Origin of the sequence: Pseudarthrobacter sp. 902506025, from assembly GCF_040702325.1 — a bacterium.
Classification (GTDB): Bacteria; Actinomycetota; Actinomycetes; order Actinomycetales; family Micrococcaceae; genus Arthrobacter.
In genome coordinates, this window is sequence record NZ_JBFBKW010000003.1 from 115414 (window position 1) to 131377 (window position 15964).

Below are 15964 nucleotides of genomic sequence, written 5' to 3' on the forward strand. Positions count from 1 at the left end.
CCCGTTTCTCGACGAACTAAAATCGGCGCCGCTGTTGTGCTGTCCGCACTCCTGCCCCTGTCCGCATGCGCAACCATGCCGCCGGGGACAATCGAGGGTGCCCTGACCGGAATTGGAAGCAATGCCGGCCAGGGAGCTGTCAGCGCGTGGGGCCTCGCATGGGGCAGCTCCGTGAAGGGAACCTACGTCAGCTACTCCCCCGACGGGTCTGCGGCAGGGCTGAAAGCGTTCCAGGACGGGCAGTCACAGTTCGCTGTTGGTTCCGCCCCGCTCCCGGAAACCGAGGCTTCCGCGGTCCGGGGAATGTGCACATCCAAGGGTGCCATGTCCCTGGCTGCCGGTGTCCTGCCCGTGGGCGTAGCCGTCAAGCTCAAGGGCGTCAACGACCTCATCCTGGACGCCAAAACCCTGGCACAGATCCTGCAGGGGGGCATCACTCGCTGGAACGACCCCAAAATAGCGGCACTGAATCCGGAGACCACCCTTCCGGACGTAGCCATCACGGTTCTGGTACAGGAGGGGCCCTCGGATACTGTCCGCCCGGTCAATTCCTACCTCAAGGACGCGGGAATCGACTGGAACGCGCCCGCCGAAGACAGGTGGCCGGGCAGCGTCAAAGGTCAAGTCCAGTCTCCCCCATTGGATCTCGCGAACAAGCTGGACGACACCAACGGAGGCCTGTCAATCCTTGATGGAAGCATCATCGGAAACAGGTTTGTCGCTGCCCAGCTCGTCTTCGACGGCAAGCCACGGCGGCTCCAGGCATCCTCAGTGGTCGACGCCGTGTCCACCGGTAACGTAGCCGCGTCATCAAGTGCAGTCACCCAAGCACTCGATGGGCGCTCGGGTTATGGCCTGGGCACCGTTATCTACATGTACATGTGCAGGGAGTACACCGACGACCATATGGGCCGGCTGGCCCGCTCATTCGCTGAAAGCGCACTCAGCGAAGAAGCACAAAAGAACGCGAACGCATTCGCCTTCGTCATGTCGCCAAGCAAGAAGGCGGTGAACGAAGGGCGCGCCCTCGTCAATGCAATTGGAGACGGACAGTGAGTTTATTCCTAAGAAGTGTTCGCGCGCGTTCCCTTCCCCGGCCCCTTCCCACCTTCGCGCTCCTGACTGGGATCTTCTTCCTGCTGTTTGGCCTGTGGTCCCTGGCAACACCCCTGATGGGCGTCCCCGACGAACCGGCCCACACCATCAAAGCGGCAGCCGTGGTCCGGGGCCAGGTCCTGGTTGAGGACGGCACATCATTTGGCCATGGCGTCCACGTCCGCGTTCCCAACTACATCGCCAGTCTCCATGCCCAGAGCTGCTACAAGTTCAACAGGGCGCAGGCAGCCGACTGCGCAGCGCCCATCTACGTGGACGATACGTTCACGAACATCGGTGTCACATCCGCAGGCTCCTACAACCCGATGTACTACTGGATAGTAGGGCTTCCCACCCTGTTCATGTCCGGCGCCCCCGCAATCTATGGCATGCGCCTGGTCAGCGCGCTCCTGTGCGCCGTGTTCTTCGCCGCTGGGTTCACAGCCTTGACTGAGCTGAGGCGGCCAAAGTACGCCGTCCTTGTCGCAGCCCTTGCAATGACGCCCATGGTTCTGTTCCTCGGCGGAGGCATCAACCCCAACTCGTTGGAGATTGCCGCCACAATGGCTGCCTTCTCAGGTTTCGTCGTCGCCCTTGACAACCGACGGGGCACCAAGCGTGTCTTGCCCGCCCTGGCCACCGTCGCGGCCGCGACGGTGGTGCTGGCCAATGCCCGGCAAATATCGCTGGTGTGGCTGCTGTGCGCCCTCGTCGTAGGGGTTTGCTCCTTCCGGCTCCGCAGGGTCCTAACCGTCTTCAGCGACCGGCGGGTCCTTACGGCTGTAGCACTGGCAGTTCCGGGGGCCCTGCTGGGCCTGCTGTGGATGTACATCGCGGCGAACGGCCCCGCCAACGTCGGAGTTGCTCCTGAGGGTATTGCCAGCCCGCACCCCGACGCTCCCCTCTACAGGGGCTTCATGATCATGCTTGACCAGACCTACGACTTCTTCCCGCAATACATCGGAACCATGGGCTGGCTGGACACGCCGGTCCCCGAACTGGTTGCCCTTGTGTGGGGCGGCCTCATGATTGCAGGGCTCGTGGTCCCCTTCTGCGTCCGCCCGCTGCGGAACTGGACGGGTTACTGGGTGGCGCTGGCCATGCTGTACCTGGTCCCGGCGCTCCTGCAAACCGCGCTGTGGCGCGGGATGGGATTCATCTGGCAGGGCCGCTACACGCTTCCCCTGGTGGTAGTTCTGTTCATCAGCGTGGGCCTTGGCCTGCGGAAGCTGCGGTTTCCCGGCGGCCCCCTGGCATTGCGCATTTCCAGGGTCTTCTTTTGGCTCATCGTTGCGTGCCACACGCTCGCCTTTGTCTATGTTCTGCGCCGCTACGTCGTCGGCATCAGCGAAATAGCCAACTGGCAAACACTGTTTTCGTCACCGCACTGGCAGCCGCCCCTGGGCTGGCTGCCTCTGACCGTCCTGTACCTGCTCGTGACAGCGGTCGGAGCCCTGCTCCTCTTCCGGTACCTCCACCCAGGAAGTCCCCTGGTGAAGGGAACTTTGTCCCGGAAGGGCAGAGCCCAACACAACTCAGGCCGGGCGGCAGATACAACGCAAGAAGTCGTTGGTCGGGAGCCTGCACCTGCTGCGGCTGAAGCGCCGATGAGCGCCGGCGAGAGACTGCGGCAGGGAAAATAGACTGACCCGGGGCCACCCCGCGGGTCCCAGGGACTTTACCTTCGGGGCACCCCCGGGCCGCCCGTTGTCAACGGAGTACCCTGCAGACAGCCTGCCCGGCATCGAACGGCGGGCAGGCAGTCTTGCGGGCGGCCGGACTGAGGCGGGGACAGCCGTCCGGCCAGCCGGTCCTCTACAGAGTGGTTAAGCCCGGCGGAATAGTCGGGCCGGCGGGCGTGGGTGGAAGCCTGAAGCGCACCACCCGCGTTGCCTTATGAGCGGATCTCTTCCGGTGAACGCCGGAAAATCCAGTGCCGGTACAGGAAGTAATTCCACGCCGTCGTAAGGATGGTGGCAGCTGTCTTGCCGATGACGTAGGTCCAGCCGACGGCGTCAAACCCAGTGACGATGAGATCGCTGATCACGATGTTGACGATGACCAGCAGGATGTACTTCAGCGCGCTGATGCTGCCACTGTTGTTGGCGCGGAACGTGAACAGGCGCTGCAGGAGGAAGTTGAAGACCAGGCTCACGATAAACGCGATGGGAGTCGCTATCCACAGCGGGACATCGAAAATTTCGTGGAGGATGGCCAACAGCCCGAGGTCCAGGGCAAACGAAACGCCGCCAACAAGCAGGAACCTGACCACCGGGTGCCGGTAAAGCCCCATCACCATTCCCGGAACAGCTGGAGCAGCTTCGACGGGGGTTTCCGGTGATGACGACGTGCCTGACGGCGGTGTTGGCATGGGTGGGTGATCCTCTCATGGTTGCGGAGTGTTCAGCCTCTGCACAGCCCGCCTCCAAGTATCCTTAAAGCTATCATGCCGTATTCCACTCGCTCCTTGCCCATGCCCAAAATCAGGACTGCCGGCCCGCGCCGCCTCCCGCCGTCGCCCCTCCGGGTCCTCATCGTTGCTTGGCTGATTTTCGGCTCCATTGGCAGCGTCTGGAGCTTCGCGTCCCCCCTGATGTCCGTCCCTGACGAACCCGCGCACGCCATCAAGGCCGCTGCGGTGGCCAGGGGGCAACTTATGGGTACGGGATCGGGAGTGCAGGGCGATCCGTTGGTTGTCCAGGTCCCGGGATACATTGCGAACCTGAATGTCCGCAGTTGCTTTGCCCAGCACTCGAACATCACCGCGGACTGCGCCAAGCCGGTTGACGCAACGGACCGCGGCTGGACCGCAGGAAAGACGTCCGCCGGAAACTACAATCCTGTCTATTACGCGATCGTCGGCATGGGAAGCCGGGGCCTCAGTGGTGAGCCGGCAATCTACGCCATGAGAATCATCAGCAGCTGGCTCGTCGGATTCTTCCTGGCAGCAATCTTCACGGCCGCCTTCTCGCTTCGCCACTTCAGGCGGCCCGTCATCGCCGCCGCTGTTGCCCTGACGCCGGCGGTGTTCTTCCTCTCCGGTTCCATTAACCCCAATGCTCTGGAAATAGCAACCACCGGCGCCGTCTTCCTCAGCCTGTGCGCCGTCTTTGAACAGGTGGCCGGCAGGACATCACTGCAACGGCTCCCGCTGGTTCTCCTTACCCTGTCCGCATCGCTCCTGGCGCACACCCGTCCGCTTTCTCTGCTGTGGCTGGCGCTTGCTGCGATCGCAGCCGTGCTGTGCTACGGCTTCGGGACGCTTATGAAGACCCTGGCCCAGCGCGGCTTCCAGATCGCCATGGGCATCATTGCGTTGTCGTGCGTGTTCGCTCTGTGGTGGGTCTTCGCCGCCAGGAGCTTTGACAGCCTTCTTGCGGGCGCACCGATGCGGGCAGAAGATGCGGCCGTCGCCATGCTGGATAAGACGGTGTTCTTCATGGTCGAGTACGTCGGTGTCCTCGGCTGGATCGACACCATGCCCCCGCCGGGCACCCTTTACACCTGGGTACTCGGATTCGGCGCCCTGCTGTTTCTCGCCTACACAGCCCGCCCCGTGCGCGGCCGCTGGGTCATGGCCCTGCTCACGGTCACAGTCATCGCCGTGCCCACCGCGCTCCAGGCAAGTTCGAGTGAGAAGCTCGGCTGGATCTGGCAGGGCCGCTACGCACTCGCCATGGTGGTGACCTTGATCCTGGCAGCCGGGGTAACCACGCGGTTCCGCCAGTTCCGCATCACACCGTGGACCAAGTCCATGATCCGCTGGGGCCTGGTCCTGGGCGTCCTCGCCCACACGTACATCTTCCTGGAGGGACTGCGGCGGTACACCATCGGCATTCAGGACCACGTCAACTGGACTGAAATGTTTGATCCCCGCTGGCAGCCGCCGCTGACCTGGCAGGGCCTCGCCGTCATTTACATCGCACTTCTGGCAGCCGGTGCCGTGTGCCTGTACCGCCTGCTCACGGTGAAACCTGCAGGGTCCAGCCTGCCGCGTGCACATGCAGTATCCGCCGGGGAGCGGGCCTAAGCCCCACCTGGAACGCGAAACGGCTGCCGGATGTGAATCCGGCAGCCGTTTCGTTGTTTAAGTGCAGCTACCCGTCCCCGTGGAAGGTTTTCCGCCACGCCTCCATGGATACCAGGTCCGCAAGCGCTGCGCGGTAGTCCGCCGCCAAGGCGTCCCAGTTTTTATAGAGCGCCGCGTGCTGAAGAGCGGACTGGCCCAGCATGGCTTTCAGCTTTTTTGGGTCGCGTTTATACCAGGAGGCGGCTGTTCCCTCGGCGTTGGATACTACGACGGAATCAAACTGCGCCGTACGGAACCACCTGTTGTCGACGTGGGCAAGGTAACCCTGCGGGCGTTCGAGCGAAGCCGGGGATGGCTGCTTAAGCAACTGCCGGGCCACTGTCGTCAGGCCCCACTTGACCATGTCCTTCTTCGCGGGCATCTGGCTGTCGGCCTGCCCCGAAAGTCCTGTCCCGAGGGAAGGTGCAGGAAAATCGTCAATATCTTCACGCAGCTGTGCATCGGGGAAAGAGTCCCGCATCTTGTTGATGCTGGCCAGCTTGGTGGCGAGGGACGGATGCAGGTGGGAGGGACCGGTCATCAGGTCCGACCTCGCCGTCAGCCGGTTCTGCACCGTGAAGTACTGCAGCGAGACGAGGTGCTTTACGTCTTCCTGGAAAGATTCCCGCAATACGGAGCCGCCCTTCGGTTGGGGGCTGTGGAGGAGGGCGGTTATCAGGCGGTTCCGGTTATGAAAATATGCCTGCCAGCCAACCAGGTCGTCTTTGTCAATCCATGAGATATGCCAGAGCGCTGCGCCGGGCAACGATACGGTCCGGTAGCCGGCGGCCCGGGCGCGCAGCCCGTACTCCGAGTCGTCCCATTTGATGAACAAAGGCAGCGGAAGGCCGATGTCGCGTATGACGGAAGTGGGTATCAGGCACATCCACCAACCGTTGTAGTCGACGTCGACGCGCCTGTGCAGCCACGGCGTCTGCCGGAGGTTCGACACACTGAAGTCGTGCCGCATCTGCATGTCCTGGTGTGGCTGGCTGGGTGAAAACCGCCGGGAATCAATCGTTTCGCCCATTGAATACAGCGTGCTGCGGCTGTACAGGTCGAACATGTGGCCGCCGACGATGGTGGGCTTACGGCAGCGGCCGGAGAACGCCATCATGCGCAGGATGCTTTCCGGCTCCATCACAACGTCGTCGTCAAGGAGCAGAACGTAATCGCTGCCGTTTTCAACAGCTTCATACATTCCGCGGGCGAACCCTCCGGAACCACCCAGGTTCGCCTGGTCGATCACTCGAAGCTTGGGGCCGATGCTGGCTGCGACTTCAGCGAAGCCGGGTTGGTCAGCCACCTTTACGGTGCCCTGGTCAACGATCAGTACTTCCCGGGCCACCTCGAGCGCTTCCGGGTGTTCTGCCAGTGCACGGACGTTGGCAAGGCAGAAGTCCGGCTTGTTCATTGTGGTGATCTGAATGGTCGCTGTTTCAAGGGGGCGCTCTGCGGGAGCCCCTTCCCAGCGGGCCTCACCGAGGATAAGGTCACCCCGGCTTGAGGCCAGGTCGAACCAATACCACCCGCCGTCGCCAAAGGGTTTGATGGAAAGATTGAACTCTGTTCGTGAGTCGCCCTCGACCCTCGTGCCATCCACGCGTTGAATGGTGCCGCGCGCGTTTGATTTGTAGACGGTGATGGATCCGTGGCCGGACGTCTCGACCACCAGGCGAACCTCGCGCAGGTGTGTCCACCTCCGCCAGTAGCTGGCGGGAAACGCGTTGAAATACGTTCCCAGCGAGATTTGCTCCCCTGAACGCACGCGGAGGGAGAACCGGGACAGCAGGTCGTCGAAGTGCACCTCCCGCTGGCTGGATCCCACAAGTTGCAGCTTGTCCTCTGCCCGTTTGGGATTCCGGGCCGACTCATCGCTTTCCCGGAAACGTATCCCTGTCGCCGGGCCGGGGTCCGCATAGAGCGACATCGTGTCGACTCCGGATTCCGGCGGGAATATCACCCGCTGGAGTGTCGCCCAGCCCGGCGAACCGCTCATGCGTCCACGCCTCCGCTTTCCAGCTTCACGCCGCTTTCGAAGTGCGGCCTGATCTTGTTGTCGAACATGCTCAGCGCGGACCCGATGGCCATGTGCATGTCCAGGTACTTGTAGGTGCCGAGGCGGCCGCCAAACAGGACATCCTTCTCCGCGTTGGCGAGGTCGCGGTACTTGAGCAGCCGGTCCCTGTCCGCCGAGGTGTTGACCGGGTAGTAGGGCTCATCGCCCTTCTCCGCAAAGCGTGAGAACTCGCGCATGACGACAGTCTTCTCACTCTGGTAGTCGCGCTCAGGGTGGAAGTGGCGGGGTTCGATGATGCGGGTGTAGGGGACGTCGTCGTCGTTGTAGTTCACAACGGACGTGCCCTGGAAGTCGCCCACCTCAAGGACTTCTTCTTCGAAGTCGATGGTGCGCCAGGACAAGTCGCCCTCGGCGTAGTCGAAGTAGCGGTCAACCGGGCCGGTGTAAACAACGGGGATGTTGCCCACCACTTTGTTCTTGCTGTACTCGTGGGACTCATCGAAGAAGTCGGTGTTGAGCCGCACCTCGATGTTGGGGTGCTCCGCCATCTTCTCGATCCAGGCGGTGTAGCCGTTGGTGGGCAGCCCCTCGTACTTGTCGTTGAAGTACCGGTTGTCGTAGTTGTAGCGCACGGGCAGCCGGGAGATGATGCCGGCCGGCAGGTCCTTGGGATCCGTCTGCCACTGCTTGCCGGTGTAGTGCTTGATGAAAGCCTCGTACAGTGGGCGGCCGATCAGCTGGATGCCCTTGTCGTTCAGGTTCTGGGGGTCGGTTCCCGCCAGCTCGCCGGCCTGCTCCTGGATGAGGTCCCGTGCCTGGCCGGGTGTGAGGTTGGCCCGGAAGAACTGGTTGATCGTGGCCAGGTTGATCGGCAGCGAATAAACCTCGCCTTTATGGACGCCGTAGACCTTGTGCACGTAGTCGGTGAAGGTGGTGAACCTGTTGACGTATTCCCACACGCGTTCGTTGGAGGTGTGGAAAAGGTGGGCACCATACCGGTGGATCTCGATCCCGGTCTGCTCTTCCTTTTCGCTGTACGCGTTGCCTCCGATGTGGTGACGGCGGTCGATGACGACGACCTTCAGGCCGAGCTCGGTGGCGGCCTGTTCTGCGATTGTCAGGCCAAAAAAGCCGGACCCTACGATAACGAGGTCAGCGGTCACAAAATCTCCTGGTTCGAATGCGGGCAGCGCAAAGGCGTGCATTGTCTGCTGCTCCAGCCTACCCGAGGGACCGCAGGGGTCGTCGAATCAGGCTGACCGCTGTGAGCTGGCACACGGCGGCTACAACGCTGGGCGCAGCACTCCCCCGTCCTCGAAGTAGACCTCCCCCGTTTCCGGGCAGATCCACTGCCCGCCCTCTTGATTGAGCGGCTTGCCCGCCTTCCCGACCCACCCGATTCGTCGCGCGGGGACGCCCGCCATGAGGGCAAAGTCCGGCACGTCCTTGGTAACGACGGCGCCTGCCGCCACCATGGCCCACGCACCGATCGTCACGGGTGCTATGCAGACGGCCCGGGCGCCGATGGCGGCTCCCTGCCGGATGATGACGCCCACTTTGTCCCAGTCATCCTCCGTCTTCAGGCTGCCCTCCGGTGTCACCGCACGGGGAAAGACGTCGTTGGTCAGGACCACCGCCGGGCCGATGAACACTCCCGCCTCCAAAACTGCCGGCTCGTACACCAGTGCGTAGTTCTGGACCTTGCAGTTCTCCCCCAGGACCACGCCAGGGCCAATGTAGGCGCCGCGGCCGACAACGCAGTTCTCCCCCAGGCGCGCTGCCTCCCTTATCTGGGCAAGGTGCCACACCTTGCTGCCTGCGCCTATGCGGGCTCCGGCGTCGACGTCAGCACTGTCAGCGATCGTGTTCAAAGGAGACTCCTTCGCTGCTATCGGACCGCCTGGCCCGGTCCAGGGTGTAGTGATCCTAACCGGGCTGCCGCCTTCCGGGGAGGCCGGAAACCACACGTTTATCCACATAGGCCGTGAAACGCCTGCCGGGCGCGGCGTGCCGTGGCTAGCGTGGCTACATGCACGAAGGATCCCAAGCGATGACACTCAACTGCACACTGGTTGGCGGCCCGGGATCATCACAGGACCAGCCGCCCGTGGAACTGTCCATTAGCGCCCCGGCCGGCACGCCAGGCGAGATGATCCACGAGCAGCTGGTCCGGAAGCTCCGTACGGGCACCGTCACCGTAGATGGCGAGGACCTGCGATGTGTGGCCTTCGGAGTACCCCCGCTTATAGAGGCCGCGATCCTTGTCGACGGCGGCCCCGTCCCGTCAACCCGGCGGCCGCGGCGCCGGCCGTCCCCTGAAGCCGCGCCTCCCCTGGCTCTTGCCGTCGACAGCGGCGCCGCCGCGGGGACGGTCGTTCCGTTGCGGCGCGGCAGTTACAGCATTGGCCGAAGCGGAACGCGGATAGTCATCCCGGACCCGGAGTTGTCGCGTGAACACGCGCGGGTTGTGGTCACGGACACCGACATCCTGTTGATTGACCTGGACAGTGCCAACGGCACCTATGTTGACGGTGAAAGGATCCGGACCAAGGTCATCTCCACCAATTCCAGCATCAGATGTGGGCAATCGACCCTGTCGCTGATCTTTGCAGACCCGCCAGGACGGTCACTTGCTGACGCCGGCCAGTCCGTGACGGAGCCCATTGTCGTACCCGCCCGCGTTGACGCCGGAAACCGGGCAGCACTCGTTCTCACCGCGGTTCTCCCACTGGCAGCCGGGGTGCTGCTGGCCGTACTCACGGGGATGTGGATGTTCCTTGCCTTCTCCGCCGCTTCCGCATGTGCCGTCCTCGTTCCTGCTGCCAGCGGACGGCGGCAGAGACGGAACCTGTCCGCTGCCCTGCAGTCCGCGGTGAAGGAAGACAGGGAACGACGACGGCGGAGTGCACCGCCCCTGTCCCTCGTCGCCTTGACAGCACCACGGGGCAAGAAGACGTCCGGTCCCGGCTCCGGCGAAGGCGTCTGGTTGCGGCTGGGCCAGGCAGAGCAGGCGGCCAACGTCCGGATTGAACCGGCAGGCGCCGGTCCCGCGGTTCCACCGGCAGGGGCGGTCCCCCTGGTCCTGGACCCGGACCGCGGACTCACCACCATTGGCGGTCCGCGGTCCGCCACTGACGGCGCCATCCGGTCCATACTCATGCAACTGGGCGGGTATCCGCGCGCAGGCACAACTCACGTGCTGGTTCATGGAAAGCCGGGAAGCCTGCCACTCGCCGCCCGGTATCTGCCCAGGGTGACTCTCACTGCCACACCACACGCAGCCCTCAGTGTGGTGACCAGCGGTCATCCGCACGGCTGCGAGCGCGCCGTCCTGCTGATTCGAGGGGAAAGCGCTGAAGGGGCAGCTGATAACTCAATACGGGACACAGCGATTCGACACGGATGGCAGGTGCTCCACTTCCGGCCGGAAGAGGGGGAATGGCCCACACCGGACGTCTTTCTTTCCGAGCGCAGGTCTGTCCTCCTCGAGGATTCTTGCGAGACCTTCTTTGTTCCCGATCTGGTGCCGGAGGATGTCTTCAGCGGTTTCTGCCGGAGCATGGCAGGCGCTCCGCGGCAAGGCACGATGGAAGCGGGATCCGTTCCCGCCACCTGCAGCCTCGGCGAGGTCCTGCCGTTGACGCCTGCAGCCACAGCCGACCGTTGGGGCTCCAGCGGGCAAAAGGACGGGCTGGCCGTACCGTTGGGCCTCGGTGCGGCAGGAACCAAGACCGTGGATCTGCACCACGACGGGCCCCACCTGCTGGTGGCGGGCACCACAGGCTCCGGGAAATCGGAACTGCTCCGCAGCCTTACGCTCGCACTCGCCCTCAGCTATCCGCCCGAGCGGGTCAACTTCTTCCTGATCGATTTCAAGGGCGGTTCGGGGCTTGGTCCGCTGAGTGACCTCGTCCACTGTGTGGGACTGCAGACCGACCTTTCCAGCTCCGAAATGGAACGGACACTGACCTCGCTCCGGGCCGAACTGCAACTCCGGGAGCAATGCCTTGCTGCGGCCCGGGTCCCGGACCTTTCCGCGTACCGCTCCACCAGGGCGGCGGAGGACTTTGTGCTCCCCCATTTGGTCATTGTCATCGACGAGTTCAGGATGCTGGTGGAGGATGCGCCGGAGGTGCTTCGTGAGCTGCTGCGCATAGCGTCCATCGGGCGTTCCTTGGGGATCCACCTGATCATGGCAACGCAGAGGCCGCAGGGAGCGCTGACAGCGGACATCCGCGCGAACGTTACGTCCAGCATCGCCCTTCGTGTGCAATCCGACATGGAGTCGGTTGATGTGGTCAATTGCAGGAGCGCTGCGCCATCAGTGTGGACGCACCTGGCCGGGCGTTCCTGGCCCGTGGGACGGAGGCCGCCGAAGAGTTCCAGGGTGCGTCACTGGCCGTGGCGGCGGGAGGTGACTCATGTCCCGTGGTTGTCCACCGGACGATCGACTTTCTGGCGGGCCAGGTTGCCGGGCCCGGTAAGGCGCCAGCCTCTGTGCCAACTCCGGCGGAGGCTGTGGAACCCTTGGCGGCCATGGTGCGGAACCTCTGCACCCAGCAGGAGAAGCAGGTGCCGAGGAGGCCCGTCGCCCCTCCGCTGCCGGCGGATCTGGAAGTACCCGCCTCCGGTGGTCAGTCCCCCTGCTCTGCCGTTCCCGGTTCGCGGCCGCTGGAACCCGTCAACTTGTCGGGTGAAGTCCGCCTCGGCCTCATGGACGTGCCCGAACAGCAACGGGTGGAAGCCCTGGCGTGGAGTCCTGCCCGCCACAGCCACGCAGCATTTATCGGCAACCCTGCGTCCGGTGCCGGGGCGGCCTTGGAGCTGGCTGTCCACACATTGATGACCCGTGGCAGTGAATCCCACTTTTACATACTGGACGCCACGGGAGCTCTCCTCCCACTGGCCAGTGCCGGCCGGGTGGGAGCACTGGCCGGACTGGATGATCTGCGGCGTGGAGTTCGGATTCTGGAGCGGCTTGTCCGGGAGCTGGGTCAGCGGCGGAGCCATCCAGCCTCCGGGAAGGTGCCTCTTGTTGTCGTCGTCTCCGGCTGGGGGTCCTGGGTGTCGGCTTTGCGTGCGGGACCGCTCGCATGGGCTGAGGACCTGGTCCACGACCTGGTCCGTGACGGCGCCCAGGCAGGGATAACGCTGCTGCTCTCCGGGGAGCGGGAGCTTGTCACTGCCAGGTTCTTCGGCGCCGTTCCCAACCGATTCTATTTTCCGGCCGGTTCCACCGAGGAGGGCCGTGCCATGTGGCCGCGAATGCCCTCGGTACCCGCCATTGAGGGGAGGGCTGTTGCCTTCGGCCCGGTTTCCAACGGCGGTCCGGCTGTCTGCCAGTTCTACCGGAGCCCGGCGCCGAGTGTCCTGGGCAAAAGCGGTGCGGGATATCCGGGTGCCTCGCTGCGGCCATTCCGGCTGGAACCCCTCCCCGGGCACGTCACCGTGATTGAGGTGGCAGCAGTGGCGGCACCGGCACCCCGGCTGGGTCCATCAGCCGACGCCCACCCAGGCCGGGAACCAGCCACCGTCGGTCATCAGCCGGGGCGGCCCACAACCCCCGTGAGGCAACGGGATGTCCTCCTCGGAGTGGCCGGGGATGAGCTCGCCGCGGCGTCCTTCCGCATTCCGGCCAGCGGGGTAGTTGCGGTGCTTGGCAACCCCGGAAGCGGCAAGAGCAATACCCTGCGCGCGTTGGAGGAACTCAACCCCGGCCAACTGTGGTGCGCACATGAAGGGCCGCCCCAGGACGCGGAGCGTTTTTGGGCAGATATGCTCCTGCAGGCGGGGAGTGGTTCTTTGCCGCGGGAGGCACTGCTGCTGGTTGACGACATCGACCAGCTCGCCCCTTCGGCACTGAGGGACGTGGGCCAACTACATGCCCTGGGCCATTCCCTGGTGGTAACCGCTGGTTACAGTCCTGCGCTTCTCCATCGTGTCCCGCTCCTCATGAATGCAAGGTCATCCGGCGTCGGGATACTGCTAGGCCCGCGTTCGATCGCTGACGGCGACCTTTTCGGGATACGGTTCGACGTCGAGTCCAATCCCCCGCCGGGACGTGCTGCCCTCATCACCGGCGGCCGCGCCGTCCCCCTCCAGGTGGCGTGGGCTGGAGCAGGTGGGTGACCGGCCCGCGGCCCAGGAAGCGCACAGGGTCAGCCACGAATCGGGGACGGTCCAGCCTCAGAGGGCCGGCGGTGCACTCCCTGTGCGGGAGGCATGGCTGACAACCTTGTTGGTAAACAGGAGAACAATGGCGGTGACGGCGGGGATCAGCATCGCCAGGCCGGCCAGGACCAGTCCGCTGGTCATCGTGGGCACCCCGATGGTGAGGACGAATAGCTGGGCGACCAGCGCGGCCGCCCTGGTCCACCGGTAGCCCCGGTAGAGGAAGACTGCCACTGCGTACAGCCACGCCGAAAAAGCCAGCAGGAGTCCCAAAGTGAAGACCGCACCCCAGAAGGACAGGACCGGGCTGCCGCTGAACAACTCGTAGGCATACCAGCCTGCCGCCGCCAGGAGGGCAGTGGCCTCGGCAGCCGCAACCGCGGCAACGACTTTGGCGGCTGCGGGTACCAGGTCCGGCCGCCCGTGGGGCCCGCGGTCGGGGACCCCGCCGGGTTGGTCGGAAGAGGATGGGGTACCTGCTGGGTCTACCGGGGGTCTTGACACACTGGCACCCTACCGGACATAGTCGGACACTGGTGAGGGCCGGAGCCGCCACTGTGATGCATCGCTCAGGTTTCATGGGATATCAGGCGTTATTACCCCTTGTTTACACAGCGTTAACATGACAGGCTTGATGCAGATGACCAAGGGGGCCCAGAGGGCCCTTTTCCTTTGTAGCCACTAGTGAATAATTTCACAAAGGCACTTCCCAGAAATGGAGCAACTGATCAGCATGGATTGGCGTAACCGCGCAGCGTGCCTCGACAAGGACCCGGAACTGTTCTTCCCCGTCGGGAATACAGGACCGGCCCTCCTGCAGATCGAGGAAGCAAAGAGCGTCTGCCGCCGGTGCCCCGTGGTCGACACCTGCCTGCAGTGGGCGCTTGAGTCCGGCCAGGACGCCGGAGTCTGGGGTGGCATGAGCGAAGACGAGCGCCGCGCCCTGAAGCGGCGCGCCGCCCGCGCACGCCGCGCCTCCTAGGAGCCCGGCGCCGGCAAACCGGCACAGGACGACGCAACCGGCATACAGAGGCCCCGTGACACATCCACTCCGGATTGTCACGGGGCCTCTGTCAGTTCAAGCCCGCGGCCAGGTAAACCACTGGCCGGAGCACACCTCCTACTTCCCGGCCAGGCTGAGCCGGATCTTGACCTCGGTCCCGCCGCCCTCGCGGCGCTCCCACGTGATGGTGCCGCCGAGCTCGCTCGTGACGAGCGTCCGCACAATCTGCAGGCCAAGGCCCTCCACATGCGGGGTCTGCGGAAGACCCACGCCGTCATCGGCAATGGTTACGGTCAGCTCTTCGCCGTCCTCCGCTTCGGACCGGTCAGCAACCAGCCAGACGGTGCCGGCCCTCCCCTCAAGGCCGTGCTCCACAGCATTGGTCACCAGTTCGTTGATCACCAGGGCAAGCGGGGTGGCGAGATCGCTGGGGAGCTCCCCGAAGCTGCCGGAGCGTTCGGTCCTGACCTGCTGTGAAGGGGAAGCCACTTCCGCGGACAGCCGGAACTGGCGCCCGATCAGTTCGTCGAAATCGACGCTCTGCGTCAGCCCCTGCGACAACGTCTCATGGACCAGTGCGATGGTGGCCACGCGGCGCATGGCCTGCTCCAGGCCCTGCTTTGCTTCATCGCTCACCATGCGCCGGGACTGCATCCGCAGCAGGGCAGCCACCGTCTGCAAATTGTTCTTGACCCGGTGGTGGATTTCGCGGATGGTGGCGTCCTTGGTCACCAGCTCCATTTCACGGCGGCGCAGCTCTGAGACGTCGCGGCAGAGGACCAGCGCGCCGAACCGCTGCTGCTCATCCCGGAGCGGGATGGCACGCAGGGACAGGCTTACTCCCCTGGACTCAATCTCGCTGCGCCAGGGCATGCGGCCGGTGACTACAAGCGGCAGGGTCTCATCGACCAGCCGTCGGTCCTTGAGCAGGCCGGCGGTGACTTCAGCGAGCGAACGCCCCTCCAGGGACTCCCCGTCGCCCAGCCGGCGGAAGGCTGAAACTCCGTTCGGGCTCGCGTACTGCACCACCCCGTCGGCATCCAGCCTGATCAGCCCGTCGCCCACACGGGGAGCGCCCCGCCGAGAGCCCGTGGGCGAGGCAAAGTCCGGCCACAAGCCCAGGGTGCCCATCCTCAGGAGATCGTAGGCGCACTGCCGGTACGTCAACTCAAGCCGGGACGGCATCCGTGAACTGGAGAGGTCCATGTGGGTGGTAACAACCGCAAGTGTCCGCCCGTTGCGCACCATGGGGACAGCCTCGACCCGCAGGGCCATCTCACTGTTCCAGTTCGTCTCGCTGGAGCGCTCGATGGACCTGCTGTTCCATGCCTTGTCCACGAGCGGCTGCAGGTCGGAGCGGATGCCCTCACCCACGAAGTCACTGTGGAATGCCGTGTGCGTGGTGGAAGGACGCACGTGGGCCAGGGCAATGTAGCCAAGCTCCGGGTGGGGGAACCACAGCGCCAGGTCGGCGAACGCAAGGTCCGCAACCATCTGCCAGTCCCCCACCAGGAGGTGCAGCCATTCGGCATCGCCCGGCCCGAAATCAGCGTGCTCCCTGATGGGGTCCGTAAAGATTGCCACTGCACCTCCAGTTACGGCGCCT

The 15964-nt window shown here is 64.3% G+C and carries 12 protein-coding genes; 6 read left to right on the forward strand and 6 right to left on the reverse strand.

The annotated features are described in order from the left end of the window. The first annotated feature begins 36 nt into the window (after positions 1–36). The gene (locus tag AB0280_RS07785; protein ID WP_366366752.1) at positions 37–1056 is read left to right on the forward strand and encodes a substrate-binding domain-containing protein; all 1020 of its coding nucleotides are present in this window, start codon (positions 37–39) and stop codon (positions 1054–1056) included. After that, on the forward strand, positions 1053–2738 hold the full coding sequence (locus AB0280_RS07790) for a DUF2142 domain-containing protein (RefSeq protein ID WP_366366753.1): 1686 nt from the start codon (positions 1053–1055) through the stop codon (positions 2736–2738). Before AB0280_RS07785 ends, AB0280_RS07790 begins: the two co-directional genes overlap by 4 nt. A 251-nt stretch (positions 2739–2989) precedes the next feature. Here AB0280_RS07790 and AB0280_RS07795 read toward each other — a convergent pair whose 3' ends face one another. Beyond that, positions 2990–3466 (reverse strand): GtrA family protein, encoded by a 477-nt coding sequence (locus AB0280_RS07795; RefSeq protein ID WP_366366755.1) that lies wholly within the window; start codon positions 3464–3466, stop codon positions 2990–2992. A gap of 75 nt (positions 3467–3541) precedes the next feature. Here AB0280_RS07795 and AB0280_RS07800 point away from each other — a divergent pair, with 75 nt between their 5' ends. Next, a complete protein-coding gene (locus AB0280_RS07800; protein WP_366366757.1) occupies positions 3542–5125 on the forward strand; it encodes a DUF2142 domain-containing protein in 1584 nt (527 codons plus the stop codon). 67 nt (positions 5126–5192) lie between these two features. Here the strand turns inward: AB0280_RS07800 and AB0280_RS07805 are convergent, their stop codons facing one another. From AB0280_RS07805 to AB0280_RS07815, 3 genes are all read right to left on the reverse strand, one after another. After that, positions 5193–7163: a glycosyltransferase gene (locus tag AB0280_RS07805; protein WP_224026515.1), complete on the reverse strand. Its 1971-nt coding sequence runs from the start codon at positions 7161–7163 to the stop codon at positions 5193–5195. Continuing rightward, positions 7160–8347, reverse strand: a complete 1188-nt coding sequence (gene glf, locus AB0280_RS07810) for a UDP-galactopyranose mutase (protein WP_366366759.1) — start codon at positions 8345–8347, stop codon at positions 7160–7162. Before glf ends, AB0280_RS07805 begins: the two co-directional genes overlap by 4 nt. A gap of 120 nt (positions 8348–8467) precedes the next feature. Then, positions 8468–9055 carry an acyltransferase gene (locus AB0280_RS07815; protein WP_224026517.1) on the reverse strand — a complete coding sequence of 196 codons (588 nt, stop codon included), beginning with the start codon at positions 9053–9055 and terminating at the stop codon, positions 8468–8470. 179 nt (positions 9056–9234) lie between these two features. Here AB0280_RS07815 and AB0280_RS07820 point away from each other — a divergent pair, with 179 nt between their 5' ends. Both AB0280_RS07820 and AB0280_RS07825 read left to right on the forward strand, forming a co-directional pair. Further along, a complete protein-coding gene (locus AB0280_RS07820; protein WP_366366762.1) occupies positions 9235–12027 on the forward strand; it encodes an FtsK/SpoIIIE domain-containing protein in 2793 nt (930 codons plus the stop codon). A 182-nt stretch (positions 12028–12209) separates the two neighbouring features. Beyond that, positions 12210–13313 carry an ABC transporter ATP-binding protein gene (locus AB0280_RS07825; RefSeq protein ID WP_366366763.1) on the forward strand — a complete coding sequence of 368 codons (1104 nt, stop codon included), beginning with the start codon at positions 12210–12212 and terminating at the stop codon, positions 13311–13313. Between the two features lie 57 nt (positions 13314–13370). On the opposite strand, the gene AB0280_RS07830 is transcribed toward AB0280_RS07825, so the two are convergent. Next, positions 13371–13859, reverse strand: coding sequence for a hypothetical protein (locus AB0280_RS07830; RefSeq protein ID WP_425328589.1), 489 nt, complete (start codon positions 13857–13859; stop codon positions 13371–13373). 229 nt (positions 13860–14088) lie between these two features. Here AB0280_RS07830 and AB0280_RS07835 point away from each other — a divergent pair, with 229 nt between their 5' ends. Beyond that, entirely contained in the window at positions 14089–14337 is a 249-nt protein-coding gene (locus AB0280_RS07835) for a WhiB family transcriptional regulator (protein ID WP_003804966.1), read from the forward strand. A gap of 138 nt (positions 14338–14475) precedes the next feature. Here AB0280_RS07835 and AB0280_RS07840 read toward each other — a convergent pair whose 3' ends face one another. Further along, complete coding sequence (locus AB0280_RS07840) at positions 14476–15942, reverse strand: sensor histidine kinase (RefSeq protein ID WP_159631565.1); 1467 nt, start codon at positions 15940–15942, stop codon at positions 14476–14478. Positions 15943–15964: the final 22 nt, after the last annotated feature.

Coding starts and splice junctions, on each gene's coding strand:
- AB0280_RS07820 (WP_366366762.1), top strand. CDS start 9,235: ATGACACTCAACTGCACACTGGTTGGCGGCCCGGGATCATCACAGGAC.
- AB0280_RS07795 (WP_366366755.1), bottom strand. CDS start 3,466: ATGCCAACACCGCCGTCAGGCACGTCGTCATCACCGGAAACCCCCGTC.
- AB0280_RS07805 (WP_224026515.1), bottom strand. CDS start 7,163: ATGAGCGGTTCGCCGGGCTGGGCGACACTCCAGCGGGTGATATTCCCG.
- AB0280_RS07835 (WP_003804966.1), top strand. CDS start 14,089: ATGGATTGGCGTAACCGCGCAGCGTGCCTCGACAAGGACCCGGAACTG.
- AB0280_RS07800 (WP_366366757.1), top strand. CDS start 3,542: ATGCCGTATTCCACTCGCTCCTTGCCCATGCCCAAAATCAGGACTGCC.